At 35.6% G+C, this 15,526-nt stretch carries 15 protein-coding genes and 2 pseudogenes; 7 read left to right on the forward strand and 10 right to left on the reverse strand.

Annotation, left to right across the window (positions count from 1 at the left end; all coding sequences use genetic code 11):
• Positions 1–73 precede the first annotated feature (73 nt).
• The 8 genes and pseudogenes from EZ449_RS16570 to EZ449_RS16610 all read right to left on the reverse strand — a co-directional run bounded on the left by EZ449_RS16570 (position 74) and on the right by EZ449_RS16610 (position 5,655).
• Positions 74–262 carry a hypothetical protein gene (locus EZ449_RS16570; protein ID WP_131560894.1) on the reverse strand — a complete coding sequence of 63 codons (189 nt, stop codon included), beginning with the start codon at positions 260–262 and terminating at the stop codon, positions 74–76.
• Positions 263–927: 665 nt separating this feature from the next.
• Positions 928–1,515 (reverse strand): class I SAM-dependent methyltransferase, encoded by a 588-nt coding sequence (locus EZ449_RS16580; RefSeq protein WP_225872349.1) that lies wholly within the window; start codon positions 1,513–1,515, stop codon positions 928–930.
• A 5-nt stretch (positions 1,516–1,520) separates the two neighbouring features.
• Entirely contained in the window at positions 1,521–2,015 is a 495-nt protein-coding gene (locus tag EZ449_RS16585) for a DinB family protein (RefSeq protein ID WP_131560898.1), read from the reverse strand.
• Between the two features lie 24 nt (positions 2,016–2,039).
• Positions 2,040–2,357, reverse strand: a pseudogene (locus EZ449_RS16590) (DUF5615 family PIN-like protein); the annotation flags it as partial.
• Between the two features lie 35 nt (positions 2,358–2,392).
• On the reverse strand, positions 2,393–2,629 hold the full coding sequence (locus EZ449_RS16595) for a DUF433 domain-containing protein (RefSeq protein WP_131560902.1): 237 nt from the start codon (positions 2,627–2,629) through the stop codon (positions 2,393–2,395).
• Between the two features lie 58 nt (positions 2,630–2,687).
• Positions 2,688–3,650, reverse strand: a complete 963-nt coding sequence (locus EZ449_RS16600) for an AAA family ATPase (RefSeq protein WP_131560904.1) — start codon at positions 3,648–3,650, stop codon at positions 2,688–2,690.
• A 5-nt stretch (positions 3,651–3,655) separates the two neighbouring features.
• Positions 3,656–5,020 carry a peptidylprolyl isomerase gene (locus EZ449_RS16605; protein ID WP_131560906.1) on the reverse strand — a complete coding sequence of 455 codons (1,365 nt, stop codon included), beginning with the start codon at positions 5,018–5,020 and terminating at the stop codon, positions 3,656–3,658.
• Between the two features lie 47 nt (positions 5,021–5,067).
• Positions 5,068–5,655, reverse strand: coding sequence for a hypothetical protein (locus tag EZ449_RS16610; RefSeq protein WP_225872350.1), 588 nt, complete (start codon positions 5,653–5,655; stop codon positions 5,068–5,070).
• A 104-nt stretch (positions 5,656–5,759) separates the two neighbouring features.
• On the opposite strand from EZ449_RS16610, the gene EZ449_RS16615 reads away from it, so the two are divergent.
• A complete protein-coding gene (locus EZ449_RS16615; RefSeq protein WP_131560908.1) occupies positions 5,760–6,413 on the forward strand; it encodes a hypothetical protein in 654 nt (217 codons plus the stop codon).
• A 33-nt stretch (positions 6,414–6,446) separates the two neighbouring features.
• Complete coding sequence (locus EZ449_RS16620) at positions 6,447–7,019, forward strand: non-canonical purine NTP diphosphatase (protein ID WP_131560910.1); 573 nt, start codon at positions 6,447–6,449, stop codon at positions 7,017–7,019.
• 3 nt (positions 7,020–7,022) lie between these two features.
• On the opposite strand, the gene EZ449_RS16625 is transcribed toward EZ449_RS16620, so the two are convergent.
• Positions 7,023–7,247, reverse strand: a complete 225-nt coding sequence (locus EZ449_RS16625) for a hypothetical protein (RefSeq protein WP_131560912.1) — start codon at positions 7,245–7,247, stop codon at positions 7,023–7,025.
• Positions 7,248–7,284: 37 nt separating this feature from the next.
• A complete protein-coding gene (locus EZ449_RS16630; RefSeq protein ID WP_131560914.1) occupies positions 7,285–9,624 on the reverse strand; it encodes an OstA-like protein in 2,340 nt (779 codons plus the stop codon).
• A gap of 64 nt (positions 9,625–9,688) precedes the next feature.
• Here EZ449_RS16630 and tilS point away from each other — a divergent pair, with 64 nt between their 5' ends.
• From tilS to EZ449_RS16655, 5 genes and pseudogenes are all read left to right on the forward strand, one after another.
• Positions 9,689–11,020, forward strand: coding sequence for a tRNA lysidine(34) synthetase TilS (gene tilS / locus EZ449_RS16635; protein WP_131560916.1), 1,332 nt, complete (start codon positions 9,689–9,691; stop codon positions 11,018–11,020).
• Positions 11,021–11,509 carry a hypothetical protein gene (locus tag EZ449_RS16640; RefSeq protein WP_131560918.1) on the forward strand — a complete coding sequence of 163 codons (489 nt, stop codon included), beginning with the start codon at positions 11,021–11,023 and terminating at the stop codon, positions 11,507–11,509.
• A 135-nt stretch (positions 11,510–11,644) separates the two neighbouring features.
• Positions 11,645–12,103: a hypothetical protein gene (locus EZ449_RS16645; protein ID WP_131560920.1), complete on the forward strand. Its 459-nt coding sequence runs from the start codon at positions 11,645–11,647 to the stop codon at positions 12,101–12,103.
• A gap of 492 nt (positions 12,104–12,595) precedes the next feature.
• Positions 12,596–13,738: an N-acetyl-alpha-D-glucosaminyl L-malate synthase BshA gene (bshA, locus tag EZ449_RS16650; protein ID WP_131560922.1), complete on the forward strand. Its 1,143-nt coding sequence runs from the start codon at positions 12,596–12,598 to the stop codon at positions 13,736–13,738.
• A gap of 296 nt (positions 13,739–14,034) precedes the next feature.
• Positions 14,035–15,516, forward strand: a pseudogene (locus EZ449_RS16655) (beta-galactosidase); the annotation flags it as partial.
• Positions 15,517–15,526 lie beyond the last annotated feature (10 nt).

Raw genomic sequence — 15,526 nt, forward strand, 5'->3', positions numbered from 1 at the left:
TAAAAAAAAGGCAATGCGCTAGAGGATTAATCTAGCGCATTGTCTTTTCTACTTTTGAAACTAAGAAATCTTCTTAGTGATGTGCTTCAGTTTTTTCGTGAGCAGGTGCCTCTGTCTTTTCGTGTGAGGCTGCTTCTTCATGATGAAATATTGGTCTAGTGAAATAGACAACCAATAATAAAACCACAATCCATGCAGTTAATGGTAAAGCCCAAATGCCTTTTGTTTGCTGAACTGGTGCGTGTGTGTCGTGAGCTGACATATCGTATATTTTTGATTTTAAATTTATGCTTTGAAATTGTGCTAAAGATAAGAACTATTTTAAAATTTAAAGATTAATGTATTGATTGTTATTTCCTGTATTTCAGCCTTAGGCTATTTTGTAGCAATAAAATAATCATTTTGCAATTCTTATCAAAGATTTTAATTAACCCATTACATGAGCTAAATAAACAATGCAATAACTTATTAAACAAAATAAGCCGTTATAACTAGGAGCACTCAAAATATTTTTAAAATTGTATTTTGTATCGATAATTCGAGTAGCTATAAGCCAAAATATTAAGGTGGCCGCAATATCATAAATATCGAAATGTCCCTTTGTAATGTGGAATAATTGCAAAAATTCTAATCCAATTGCGAATACCAAAGGGATAAAAACACAATTGATATGCTGTTTGAAAAACTCCATATAAAATTCTTTAGAAGTTAAGGTAATGCAAAAAACCCATAATCCTTCTGGTAAGGAGTAAATAATATATTTGTTTAAAGGCAGGCTTGAGGTTGTTAGCAGCTTTAAATTATTGTAATTTTTTAAGGATATAAATTGTATAATAATTTGGTTAACCAAGGTTTTCTCTGTTCTATAAAAAATATAGATGAATAGGCTAACAACCAATGCGAATAAAATATACCAATAGTGTTTTCTCAATGCTTACTAAAAATTAAAATTTTAAAATAGGAGAATGGCTTTAAGGCTATTTCTTTTTCCAATTTAAAGTGATTGATAGCTTTAAAATTTTCTATGTAAAATATAGATTTAAGGTGAAATATACCAGAGAATAAGTTAAAAAATTGATCTATATATTTTATGTGATTATTTGGTGTAAAATGATTTAATATAAGCATTTTTCCACTATGCTTAAGTACACGCTCACATTCTAATAATAATTTTTCTGGCTTATCGGCTACGGCAATAACATGCGATAAAACGACATAATCGAAAGAATCTGACTCGAATGTTAAGTTTTCTCCGTTCATCTCGAATAATGAAATAGTGCTTGGGGCATTTTTTTTAGCAATGTTTAACATCGAAGTTGAAAGTTCTATACCCGTTATTTGATGGCGTTGGTATAATTTAATATGTGCGCCATTTCCGATACCAATCTCCAACAATTTCCCTTCCGGTAACTTGTTTATTATATTAAAAAACTTCTTTTTTTGTGGTTTCAAAAAAACATCAACCAAAGGATATAAAAATGAAAACCTATTGTAAAAATTCGTTTGAGCGCTCAAAATATTTAATTGGAAAATTTATATTGGTCACAGGCTTTTTCGATCTGTCTTCGGTGCCTTAAGATATGAACAATTGCATGCTCCAGGATTTGCTCTACATCATATAGTTGGCCCCATCTAGTGGTGATTTTTTTTGATGAGTCTAATTCTTCCAATGTGATACTTGGATTTTGAACAAAGACATTTTTAGTGTAATCAAATGCGATCTCTAATCTCGAAATGTAGGCTGAAGCATTATCGAATGTTAATCTTTCTGGTCTTTCTGTTCCTAAACCAACTGAATTTTCGATATAAACTGCATAACTAAACATCGATGAAGTTACATGAGTGAGGATGGTTTGGATGGAATGACAATCGGTGTTTGTACTTATTGGTTCAATGGGCCTAATTAACTGGTCATCAGTAAGTGGCTCAATGACTTTAATAAGTTCATCGATTGCTTTTTTATACTCATCTAAAAGCGCAGCAATTGCTCCAGAGAATTTGTTGTTGTGTACCACTAGCTAATTAAATTATGCTAAACATTAATAAACTCGTTGCCTGATATTGCTTTTTTCAATTACGGTAAATCGGTCTTCTTGAATTAAATGTTGGCTTTCTATTAATTTAATCAATACTTCACCAGCAAAACTTGGATATGAATCTTTAAATCGATAGTAAACTACTGCAGGAGGTAAAGAAACTTTATGGTGCAAAATAATTTCACCGTAATCACTATCAAAAGTGAGTATTATACGCTTTTCATTTATAGCCATTGTTAGCACTTCCACATCTGTAACGCCAAAACTATCTTCTGCTATACTTTTAACATCATAACCATTAAGTCGAAGTAGTTTTATGCTTGGAAATGGATATTCTCATTAGCTAAGAATTTCATTTATGCAGATTTGTCGTAATTAAAAAAAAGCTCATTTTGCATACAATTTTTTAGATACAGAAAAATTGCTTTTAAATCCTCCTCTTTTAATGTTGGATAACTTTCAAAAATCATTTTTTCTGTCCAACCTGTGGCCAACAGGTCTAAAATTAATTCCACAGAAATCCTAGAACCTTTAACAGTTGGTTTTCCAAGTAGTATATCTTTATTAGAAACAATGTGATCTTGCCAGTTCATAGTTAAATGGATAGATAACAAATATAATAAATTTAGAAGCTAAAATTTTTACTAATGCCTACAGCAAATCCTTAATAATCTTTTCGATAGATAAACCCTCGGCCTCGGCACGATAATTACGCACAATTCTGTGGCGTAAAATTGGTTCTGCAACTGCTTGAACATCTTCAATATCTGGAGCATACTTGCCAGTTACTGCGGCATGGCATTTTGCGCCTAAAACCAAGAATTGAGAAGCCCTTGGTCCAGCGCCCCAGCTAATGTATTTGTTGACTGCCTCAGTAGCAAACTCGCTATTAGGCCGAGTTTTTGAAGCCAGTTTTACCGCATATTCCAACACATTATCTGTTATTGGAATATCACGAATTAACTTTTGAAAATACTGAATATCATCTGCATGAATAATCTTTTGCAGCTGAACGGTTTTATTACTTGTGGTGTTTTTTACGATATTCAATTCATCTGCAAAAGCAGGATAATTTAGTTGAATATTGAACATAAAACGATCCAATTGGGCTTCGGGTAAGGGATAAGTTCCCTCTTGCTCAATAGGGTTTTGTGTAGCCAAAACAAAGAAAGGTTTTGGTAAAGTATGGGTTTGGCCAGCTGCCGTAACCGATTTCTCTTGCATGGCCTCTAATAAGGCGGCTTGGGTTTTCGGTGGAGTACGGTTAATTTCATCAGCCAAAATGATATTAGAAAAGACAGGGCCTTTTATAAACTTAAAGTGCCTGTCTTCTCCTAATATTTCAGCGCCAATAATGTCGCTTGGCATTAAATCTGGTGTAAATTGGATTCGATTGAAATCGAGATCTAAAACTGATGCTACAGTTTGAACGAGTAAGGTTTTTGCTAATCCGGGTACGCCAACCAACAGACAATGTCCGTTACTAAAAATGGCGATTAAAACAGATTTTATGATGTCATCCTGTCCAACTACAACCTTGCTTATTTCGGCTTTAATATTGTTGAAAGATTGATGAAGCGCATCAACAGCTTCTACTTCGTTCTTATACTGCATTTGTATTATTTTGCGGCTGTAGCTTTAGTCCAAATTTTTAATTCATCGCAGGTGTTAAATTCGTCGTCGATTTTGATATAAGTGCTTTCACGACGTTTCTCAAACCATTCGCTTAAAGTACGATTAATTTTATCACTTTGAGCAGCATCTCTAATTTTGGGGAAATCTTGAGCTAAGTTTGCTTTATGAGGTGGGATTTTTGATTTCAAGTATAAGATGCGATAACCTTGTTTGCCATCTGCAGCAGTGAACAAATTTGGTTTAGAAATTCCTCCAACTTTCATTGAATCGATCACTAAGAATATGGATGGATCTAATTTATCAACAGGAATAAAAGTGCTTCTTGCCTGAACATTTTCAGCATTAAGCATCATTCCACCATTGTATTTTGATTCCTTATTATCAGAAAACAAATTGGCAGCAGCAGCAAAACTGTATTTTTTAGATACGATATTATTGTAAATACTATCTGCATGAAGCTTAAGTCTTGTTAAACTTTCTGGCGTGGTTTTAGGCATTATTAAGATATGTCTAACATGTACCTGCTCGCCTCTACGCTCTAAAACCTGTAAAAAGTGGAAACCATAATCAGTCTCAAACACTGGAGAAATTTCACCTGCCTTCAGCTTAAAAGCCCAAGCTGTAAACTCTTTTACCATTGTGTTTCTGTCAATGAAACCATAATCACCACCATCAGCAGCAGAACCTGGATCTTCAGAATATGTTTTTGCTAACACGCCCATGTCCTCGCCACTTTTAACCCTTAAGCGTAAAGCTTCAATTTTATCGCGGAAGCGTTGTTTTTCAGCTCTTGTTAATTGTGGATTTAAAACAACTTCTCCAACTTCAACCTCCGTATTAAATTCAGGAATGCTATCTCCTAAGGATTTGAAATATTTTTCGACCTCCATTGGGGTAACGTTAATGTTCTCTGTGATTTTTTGCTGCATCTTTTGTGCAATCAACTCATCCTTAACTGATGGTCTAATCTCATCTTTGTATTGAAGAACAGATTTGTTTAAGAACTGCTCCAAACGCTCTTGTCCGCCGGCACGTTGCATACTAAAACGCATACGTTTGCTCACTTCATCATCAACCTGACTGTCTTCAACCATTACCGAATCGATTTCGGCCTGTTGCTTTAGCAATTTTTGGGTTAATGTATTTTGTAGAATTCTACATTTAATTTCCTCGTTTGCAGGATTTCCTTGGTAAAGGTATTGCGTATATTGTTGGTTTAAATCTGAAAGTAGGATAATGTTATTTCCTACTACAGCAGCAACTTTATCAATATTATGCTTTCCTGGTTGAGCATAGCTGTTTAAAAACAAGCAAATTAAAGTGGTTGCTACTAAAAAAACTTTCTTCATTCTATTTATTATATTTTGCAAATTTAATACTATCGTTTATCAATCGGTTACAGTTTTGCAAGCTTTTTTAACTCGTTATCGTTAACCTTTACCTGATATTTTTGTTTAAGGCCCTTAAGCCAATTTTCTTCTAAGCTTTGCTGATAATCGGCAATAACATTACCTCGAACCTCACTTAGTGGTTTATTGTAATTTTGTTTGTTCTTGTTGTAAAAATCGTCCAATGCCTGCTCATCATCTTGAGCCTTATTCCATATTTTTTGCTCAGAAACATTGAACATCAATACGCCTTCGCGATATTCGTTTATTAAAAAATCATGGTCTTTCCCTGTTCCTCTAACCTTTTTGTGTGTGGTTAGGGCTTCTTCGTAAGTTTTAATTTCCTCCTGATAAGTTAGACTTTTATCCAAGCCTAATTCACGAGCATCCAAAACCTTAAGTTTAAAGTTGATGTACAAATTTAAGTACGCTTGCAAACTACTGTAATCTGCATTTATACTTCCATTATGGCTTTTTTTGTAAGCCCACATAAACTCCTTAGTGCTTACCGATTTACCATTAATTACAGCAATGTTTTGAGCAAACGAAATGCTGTAAATGAAGCTGAAAACAAATAAGCAATAAGCCTTTCTCACGCAGAGCAGTCTATAAATTTTAAGGGATAAAAGTAACAATTAGCGGCGCTATTATAAGATATTTAACTAATTTTAACAGAAATTATTATCCAGCAAAAATACGAATGGAAAACCAGGTTACCAACAATGCAAATGCTTTACGCTTATTTTTTACTGAGGATGTTTTTCTGGTTGAGGATAAAAGCGTAAAAATTCTGCCTTTGGTTAACACTGAAGCTGTTTTTGCTACAGAAAATACATTGGTTGCTGTTGTAGAAGAAACAGTTATTCCACAAGGATCTATTCCGGCAGCGAGTATTAAAGTTGAGGAAACTGCTAAAACTTACAGTCAAGAAGTTGAAATTCCGCGTATTGTAGCCGAGCCTGTAGCACCAAAATCATTTAAGTTTTTAGGTAGAAATAAAAAATCGGTACTGATTTTGGTTAACGATAAACAGAACGATGTGAGCACAGAACAGGGTAGGGAATTGCTTCGTAAAATTGTTAAGGCTGTGGATTTGGGGACGCCAGATTTTGCTCTTGTAAATTATGCGAACTATAGTGGAACTGACTTTGCGGAACTGCACCAATTTTTCAAACCAGTGATCATGTTGTCTTTCGGTGTGGAGATCAATCATTTAAAGCTTAACTTGACTTGGCAGAATGACATTATCATTCATGAAAGCACTCGGATAATCTTTGCGCCAAATCTCCACGATTTAGACGGCGATTTAACAGCTAAAAAACTCCTTTGGGGGAATCTTCAAAAAATTAAGTAAAGCAGAAATCAGCTTTCACTAGTCAACCTTAACATGAAAAAACTTGTCTTTGCTACAAATAATCAACATAAAACAGCAGAAATTCGATCTGCATTAACTGGTCAGTATGAGGTTTTAAATCTTGAGGATATTGGCTGTTTAACTGATATTCCCGAAACTGCTAATACTTTTGAGGGCAATGCGACACTAAAAAGCAGTTATGTTGTCGAAAATTTCAATTTAGATTGTTTCGCTGATGATAGTGGTTTAGAAATCAAAGCCTTGAATAACGAACCTGGCGTTTACTCTGCTCGATATAGCGGAAGTCGTGATAGCGTGGAAAACATGCAACTCGTTTTGGAGAAGTTAAAGGGTAATCCAAATCGTAATGCCAGGTTTAAAACCGTAATTTCTTTAATGCAAAATGGCCAAAACCATTTATTCGAAGGCCTGGTTGAGGGTACAATTAGAGAAGAGTTATCAGGATCAAAGGGTTTCGGTTATGATCCAATCTTCCAGCCAAATGGATACGATATTACTTTTGCAGAAATGGAGATGAGCGAGAAAAATAAGATTAGTCATCGGGCAATCGCCTTGAAAAAGATGATTGATTTTTTGACCAAATAATTATCATTCGAAACTAAATCTTCTTTTTGTTTCTTCATGGCTGAAACTTTCACCAGCATCAAGTTGATTTATGCCTTCTCTTACATCATTTTGCTGATTTCTATTTAACCCATTAAACCAATCAAGATCTCTGGAATAGATTAAAGATTTGATATCTCTGATTAAACTTTCGTCATCTGAATTAATAATTTTTTGCAACACGTTTAGTTTTTCCGATTGTAAATCCATAAATAAATTTAACCACTAATTTGTTGAATAACAAACCTTACATTCCAATCACCTTTTTAACCTGTATAGAATCCTTTTTTGGTAAAATGGGTTTTATTCCAAAATTGATTGAGTCTGACGGTTTAGCTTGTGGTAATTTTTTATCCATTTTCAAACTATCGTTTGCTACTACAACTTTCGGTTTAGCTATTGGGACTATTTTTGGTTTTGCCGTAGTGGTAGCAAGTTTAGATGTGCTGCTTTTGGTCGTGATGGTTTTCGGCTTCACTTTTGGCTTGGCCTTTCCCGATGAACCAACAGCATCTTTCTTCGATTTCGGGCGCTCTTTTGGTTTCCAAGAAAACCCTTTTAGCGTGAGGTCTTTAGCTACCTTAGCCTCAGGATTAAGCGCTCCCTCGATACCTTTGATGTAAACAATATCGTCAATATCATTTTCATTATCCTTGAAGATGAACTTAATACGGCTACTCAGCGTTTGGTTCATTTCTTTGTAAACCTTTGTACTATCATCTTGGGTATAATAAATGCTTTCCGCGTTTCCATCTACATATAGATTTTTGAATTTACCATCCTTAAAGAAACCTGTCATCAATCTTCCCTTAATCTGGTTAAAACGAAGTGAATCTTTTGGCGTGTTGACCAAAAAAGCATTTCTAAAAGCTTGTAAATTATTAAGCTTCTTGTTTTTAAACTGAACATAAATGGTATCGCCAACCTGTTGCGAACCTTCTGACCAAATAATTGGATTGCTGTAGCAACGCAATGTAGAATCGGCACTGGTGTAAAACAAACTATCAGTTGTTGCCTGAATGTTCGTTTTGTAAACTTTTACCCCATGATATGCCCTAATTACACGAGCTTGAACGGTATCAGCTGGATTAAACTGTACCGTATCTGGTTTGGTTAAAACTGATTTTACGTTTTTTACAACCTTGTTTTTGTCCGTTTCAAGTATGGTTTTTTCCATGCTCTTGTTTAGGCTATCCAAACCTATTTTGGGTATTTTCTTCAACAAGTCTGCGGTTTTAACAGGCGATTTTTTTTGTAAGCTATCTATTTTCAGCTTAGGTAGATTTTTGATAATTGAATCAGCTTTGCCCTTTAAAACATTGCCTTTTTTCAAGCTATCGGGAATGAGGCCAATCAAAGGCTTGCTCAAAGAATCTACCTTCGATTTTAAACTATCTAAACCAGAATCCTTTATTGAGCTGGCTAAATCACCGTCATCAGGTTTACCTTTTTGCTTCTTTTTATCTGGCTTATTTCGAGCAGCATTTCTTTTGGCCCTATCTTCTTTAGGACTTGATTTTGCATTCACTAAATCAGGCGATTCCTTTTTCTCTTTCTTTTCTCCGGTATCTTCATCGTCCTCACCAACCTGATTATCGGCTTTGATGGAGATCTTAGGAACCAGCTTAATCGTTTTTTGTAAAACCATTTGGGTTTCTAAGGTATCGGCACCCATCCATAAACTATCTGGTTTTTTCTTCCCCTTAACGAGGATAGAATCTTCGGTTCCAATGCCTAAATAAGCATTTCTTGTAACTAATGTCCTTTGATCAGATTTATAATAGTAGCCCAAATCGCCGAACATTTTCATCTTGTCTTTAGTGTCTGAAAAAACAATATTTTTAACCGCTTTTCCATAACCTACTTTTCCAAAATAATATAAACTATCTCCTTTTAAAGATCTTGTTCCTTGGGTGTATAGGTTTTTCTTTCCAAAATAAGCGTCTTCAGTAGTGGTGTTGTAAGCACCATTTTCTGTATATAAATTATCGTCTTTACCTTTAATATTAGTAGGACCGTAAAAATAAGTCCATTTGGTTTGCGTATTGTAACGTAAAGTATCCGATTTTATCGTTACCTGAGGCGTAACAACCACAACATTATACCTGAAATAAGAATCGCTGGTATTGCTAAAATAGTAGCCATTTTTACTTGTTAAGGTAACTTGTTCGTTCACTATTTTTCCGCCAGTGGTGTAAGTCCCAATCTTACTCAGCGTATTGTAATCTAATATGTTAGTTGTTAAAACCGATGTTGGGTCTTTCATCACCACATTTCCCGTTAAATGCGCATGCTTTTTATTTCCATCATATTCCAACTGATCTGAGTAGATATCAGTAGTAAGTTGATTAATATGAACATTTTTATATGCTTCGAAATAATTTCTTTCATTGTAAAAAATAGCACTATCGCAGGTTAATGTAGCGTTATCTTGTTTAAAAACTGGATTTCGTAAATAGGTGACTTTATTTTTTATGTCACCTTTGATTGTAGAAAATGATTCAATCCTAATCTTCGAGCCTACCTGCTGCCCGAACAAAAGAATAGGACTGATTAAGAAAAATAGAAAGACAAATAATTTTTGCACCCTACAAAGTTAGTTTTTTGTTCCGAACGTTCGGAATACCAGTTAAAATTAAATATTTTTGGGAATGTTACCCTTACAGCAATTTCAGGATTTTATTAAACAGCATCAGCTGTTTGCTAAGGACGATAAAATTCTTGTAGCCGTTAGCGGAGGAAAGGATTCGGTATTAATGTTGCATTTGTTTAAGGCAATAGGCGTTAACGTTGGGGTGGCACACTGTAATTTCAATTTAAGGGCAGATGAAGCGCAGCGTGATGAAAATTTTGTTAAAATGTTAGCTGTTAGTCTCGATCTTCCTTTTTACATAACGCATTTTGATACAAAAAAATATGCTGCCGAAAATAAAATTTCTACGCAAATGGCCGCACGTGATTTGCGGTACAATTGGTTTGAAGAGTTAAGAATTAAAGAGAATTACGATTACATTGCTTTGGCCCAACATCAAAACGATGCTATAGAAACCATTCTCATTAATTTAACCAGAGGAACAGGAATTAGTGGCTTGCATGGTATTTTGCCCAAACGCGATAAACTCATTAGGCCGCTTTTATGCCTCACCCGTCAACAAATAAATGAAGCTATAGATAATAATAATCTCGATTTTGTAGAAGACAGCTCTAACCTCAGCACGAATTACACACGAAATAAATTGAGGTTGCAGGTTATTCCTCATTTACAGGAAATTAATCCAAACTTGGAGAAAACCTTTGCCGAAAATATTGCTCGCTTTGCCGATGTGGAGGAATTCTTAGCCATTCAGGTTAAAAAACTTTCAGCGAAACTTTTAAATAAGCGAGGCGATGGTATTTACATCCCATTGGATGAATTATTAAAACTTCAGCCTCAAAAATTGTTGTTATTCGAGTTGTTAAAACCTTTTGGGTTCTCAGAAAGCACTATTGAAGATATATCGAATAGCTTAAAATCTTTAAGTGGAACACATTTTTTTAGCGCAAGCCACCAGGCAATCATCAACAGAAATGATTTGGTTATCGTAGCTAAAGATTCCAATGAGCACTTTAATCAGTTTATTCATCCATCAACAAAAAATATCTTATTTGGAAAGCATGAGGTTAAACTATCTTTTTCTACCGAGATAAAATTTGAGATCGATGCCAATAAGGCGTTTGTTAATGCCGATAAATTAATTTTTCCTTTGGTATTGAGGAATTGGCAAAATGGCGATAAGTTTATCCCATTGGGAATGCGACACCCCAAAAAAGTAAGCGACTTTTTTATTGATGAAAAGGTACCACTTCACTTAAAAAGCAGTACACCTATTTTAATAAATGGAAATGGCGATTTGGTTTGGATTGCGGGTATGCGACAGGATAATCGATATAAATTAACTACAGCAACAAAAAAAGTTGCTATATTCGAACTCGAAAAATACTAAGTGGAAAGCAAATACGCCTTTATCGAAAAACAATACATCGGACGAGATTATGTGCGCATTTTCATTCGTTTGATCATGGCCACATTCTGTTTTGCAGCCTATGTTTACGAACGCGATCGCGATAATACACAAGATTTATTTTTGGTTGTTGGCTTTGGCATAATCGGTGTATCCATGTTATTGCTTTTCCTTATCCAATACAAAATTGTGGTTGATAATGGCAGCATGATCTTGGATGGACTTTGGACTACCAAACGTGTTAAAATAGATTTAAATAGCATTGTTGATGTTCGCAAGGCTACTTACAGTCGCTATTTTTTTAACAATCCTGTTTATAATCTACATACCAAAGGTACCATTCGGTTTTATTCATCAGGTAAAGATGCGGTTGTGTTAACCGATCGCGATGGATTGGAATATTTCATCGGCACGCAGCGACCTAACGAACTTTTCTTGGTAATAAAAGAGGAAATGAGAAACCTTAAATAATTTTTTGGGAATTATTTTCTCAATTTTCATCACCTAAAATCTTTCCGAAGTTACTTTTTGCTTCAATTTAAGCTTTAAATGGCCTTTTTGTGCTTAGGCATCTTAATTGAATTGTTGATCTACAAAATGATCATCATGAAGAAAATACTATTTGCCTTTTTGATAATTGCTGGATCGATTCCGGTAATGGCGCAAACTTATAATCCAAAGGTATCTAAAGATTCGTTATCAATTTTAAACAACAGGGTTGAAGTACTTAAAATGAACATGAAAGTGTTGGAGCTTAAGATTAGGGAAGCCGAAGAAGAAGCCGATGTAGTAAAATTGAGATTGAAACTCCTTGAGGCGAATGGAAATGCAAAGGCATCTTCAGAAAATCATAGTGGCAATATCAATAAATCTGGTACCGTGGTTGATCAAAAAGCCGCTGAAAAGTTATCGAAAAAAGCGAAGAGCGATGCAGATGATGCGCAAAAAGCCTTAGAACGTTACAATAAACAAATTACGAAAGTAGAGGATATTCGTACACAGATACAGGGAGAGGATCGCAAGCTCGGTTATAAGAAGCCAATTTTAGTTTACGATTATAAATAATAAAGATTTTTGGTCTTGGTTTTTGAATTACGCCCCAGAGATGGGGCGTTTTTTATGAAAGCATGTCGCTGAGTTAGCCGCAGATTAAAGATAAATCGTCTTGCTCCTTGAACGTCCTTTGCGAGAACATTCTCCGATTCTTCATCGGTAATGTTTGTTGCAATCTCCAATTAGCTATTCTAGCAGCGATGAGATTGCCACGGCCCGATGACAAATCGGGCCTCGCAAGGACGACCAACTTATAGAAACCTCGTTATGAAAAAAATTCTTAATTATTGTCCCCTAAACGTCGTTGCTGAGAACATTCTAAGATTCTCATCGGTAATGTTTGTGGCAATCTCCCATTAGCTAGTCTAGCAGCAATGAGATTACCACATCCCGATGAAAAATCGGACCACTTTTATGGAAAATCTCCTTGTTTTATTGCAATCGCCTTACACACATTATACATATAAATCGGCTACATTTGTGGTAACAACAACGCATTTATAAATGAAGATAGGAATTGTTTGCTACCCCACTTTTGGCGGTAGTGGAGTAGTTGCAACAGAGCTTGGAAAAGCACTCGCAAACGAGGGTCACCAAGTTCACTTTATTACCTATAGCCAACCTGCAAGGCTCGATTTTTTCTCTGCAAACCTATTTTATCACGAGGTTTCGGTTAGGGATTATCCGCTTTTCGACTATGCCCCTTACGAATCGGCTTTAGCGAGCAAACTTGTAGATGTGGTGCGTTTCGAGCAATTGGATGTTCTACATGTACATTATGCCATTCCACATGCATCTGCAGCATTTATGGCTAAGCAGATTTTGGCAAGTTATGGCATTCATATTCCTGTGGTAACCACATTACACGGAACGGACATTACCCTAGTAGGAAAAGATCCAACATATAAACCCGTAGTAACTTTTTCTATTAATCAAAGCGATGGCGTTACAACTGTGTCTGAAGATTTGAAAGAAGATACCTATAACCACTTCGAGATTACGAAAGACATTAAGGTAATTCCGAACTTCATCGATTTTACTCGATTCAGTTTACAGGCGAAAGATCACTTTAAAAAAGCAATAGCGCCAAACAACGAGCGCATCCTCATTCATACCAGCAATTTCAGAAAAGTTAAGCGTACCGCTGATGTAATCCGCATTTTCGAAAAGGTGCAAGCAGTAATTCCGTCAAAATTATTAATGGTTGGCGACGGACCAGAACGTTCTTATGATGAGCAATTGTGCCGTTCGTTAAACATCTGCGAAAATGTTCGTTTCTTGGGCAAGCAAGATGCGGTGGAGGAAATTCTTTCTGTTTCTGATCTATTTTTAATGCCATCAGAATCTGAGAGTTTTGGCTTGGCAGCTTTAGAAGCTATGGCTTGTAAGGTTCCGGCAATTACAACCAATGCTGGCGGTTTACCAGAACTAAATATCGATGGTTTCTGCGGATATATGAGTAATGTTGGCGATGTTGATGCCATGGCTGCCCATGCCATAGAAATTTTAAAGGATGATGAAACACTCAAACGTTTTAAGGAAAATGCATTTATAAGGGCACAAGATTTCGATCTTAAAAAAATCCTCCCTTTTTACATTGATTATTACAAGGAAGTAATCGAAAATTCTCTTCAGGCAAAATACTAAAATTTGGTTTTTTATGGCTTAAACGCTTATATTTAAAGGTTTGAGCATATTATTTAAATAAAAAAATCTTCGTTTCTGCAAAGTTGAACGCAATCAAACGTTTGTCTATAAGCAGTAATTTTTCTGTGGAAATCGACGAAAATCGGATGGTTTCCATAAAAAAAATAAAAAAGAAAAGATTTTTTTAAAAAATATATGCTCCGATTAATTCGAGTTTACTCGGTTTAAAATGAACCTTTAAATCAACACTAATGAAAATCAAACTTTTTACTCTTGCCTTGCTTCTTGGTATGGCGATGAATTTAAATGCTCAAACCAAAGCAGGTGCTGTAAAGCACACTTTCGCCATTGCCGATGGTAATTTCCTGTTGGATGGAAAACCAGTGCAAATCCATAGTGGCGAAATGCATTATGCCCGAATTCCAAAACCTTATTGGCGCCACCGTTTAAAAATGATGAAAGCAATGGGCTTAAATGCCGTAGCTACATACGTTTTTTGGAACTATCATGAAACTGCTCCAGGTGTTTGGGATTTCAAATCGGGAAATAAGGACATTTCATAATACATCAAGACTGCTCAGGAAGAAGGGCTGTTCGTTATTCTTCGCCCAGGACCATACGTGTGTGCCGAATGGGAATTTGGTGGTTATCCTTGGTTTTTATCAAAGGTTCCGGGAATGGTTATTCGAGGCAATAATCCTCAATATTTAACGGCAACAAAATCTTATTTCACGGCATTATACGGTCAGGTTAAAAACCTTTTGGTTAGTAACGGTGGGCCAATTATAATGGTTCAAGGAGAAAATGAATTTGGTTCTTATGTTGCGCAACGTAAGGATATCAGCTTGGAAGATCATAAAAAATATAGTGCTGCGGTATTTCAGCAATTAAAGGATGTTGGTTTCAATGTTCCTTTCTTTACTTCGGATGGAAGCTGGCTTTTTGATGGTGGCGCATTAACGGGTGCACTACCAACCGCGAATGGCGAAGATGATGTAGATAAATTAAAGGAAGTTGTAAATAAATTTAATGATGGAAAAGGACCTTATATGGTTGCTGAGTTTTATCCAGGTTGGTTAGATCATTGGGCAGAGCCTTTTCCAAAGGTATCTTACAAAAGCACGGCGAAGCAAACGCAGAAATATTTAGATGGTGGTGTATCATTTAATTATTATATGGTTCATGGTGGTACAAATTTTGGCTTTACATCTGGTGCAAACTATGATGGTAAACATGATATTCAACCAGATTTAACCAGTTATGATTACGATGCGCCCATTAGTGAGGCCGGTTGGACAACCAAAAAGTACGATACCTTGAGGACAATGTTAAAAACAGCCACAACACCAGCTGTTCCAGCAAAAATTCCCGTTATCGCCATTCCTAATATTGTATTAACGAAAGCTGTAGATCTTGAGGATATCAAAAGTAAAATCTCTCCCGTTAATGACGATAAACCTTTAACCTTTGAGGAATTAAACCAGGGGCACGGTTACGTTTGGTATAGTAAAAAATTCAATCAACCCATTAGTGGTAGATTAGAGCTTGCTGGTCTTCGCGATTATGCCATTGTTTATGTTAACGGTGCAAAGGTTGCCGAATTGAACAGTTACTATAAAAAGTACGATTGCGAAATCGATATTCCTTTTAATGCGACATTGGATATTGTGGTTGAAAATATGGGACGTATCAATTATGGCTCAAAAATCATCAACAGTACAAAGGGAATTATTTCTCCAGTAATTATTAACGGACAAACCATTACCGGCAATTGGGATATGTATAAGC

The organism is Pedobacter frigidisoli, assembly GCF_004331675.1.
In the GTDB taxonomy this organism is placed as follows: Bacteria; Bacteroidota; Bacteroidia; order Sphingobacteriales; family Sphingobacteriaceae; genus Pedobacter; species Pedobacter frigidisoli.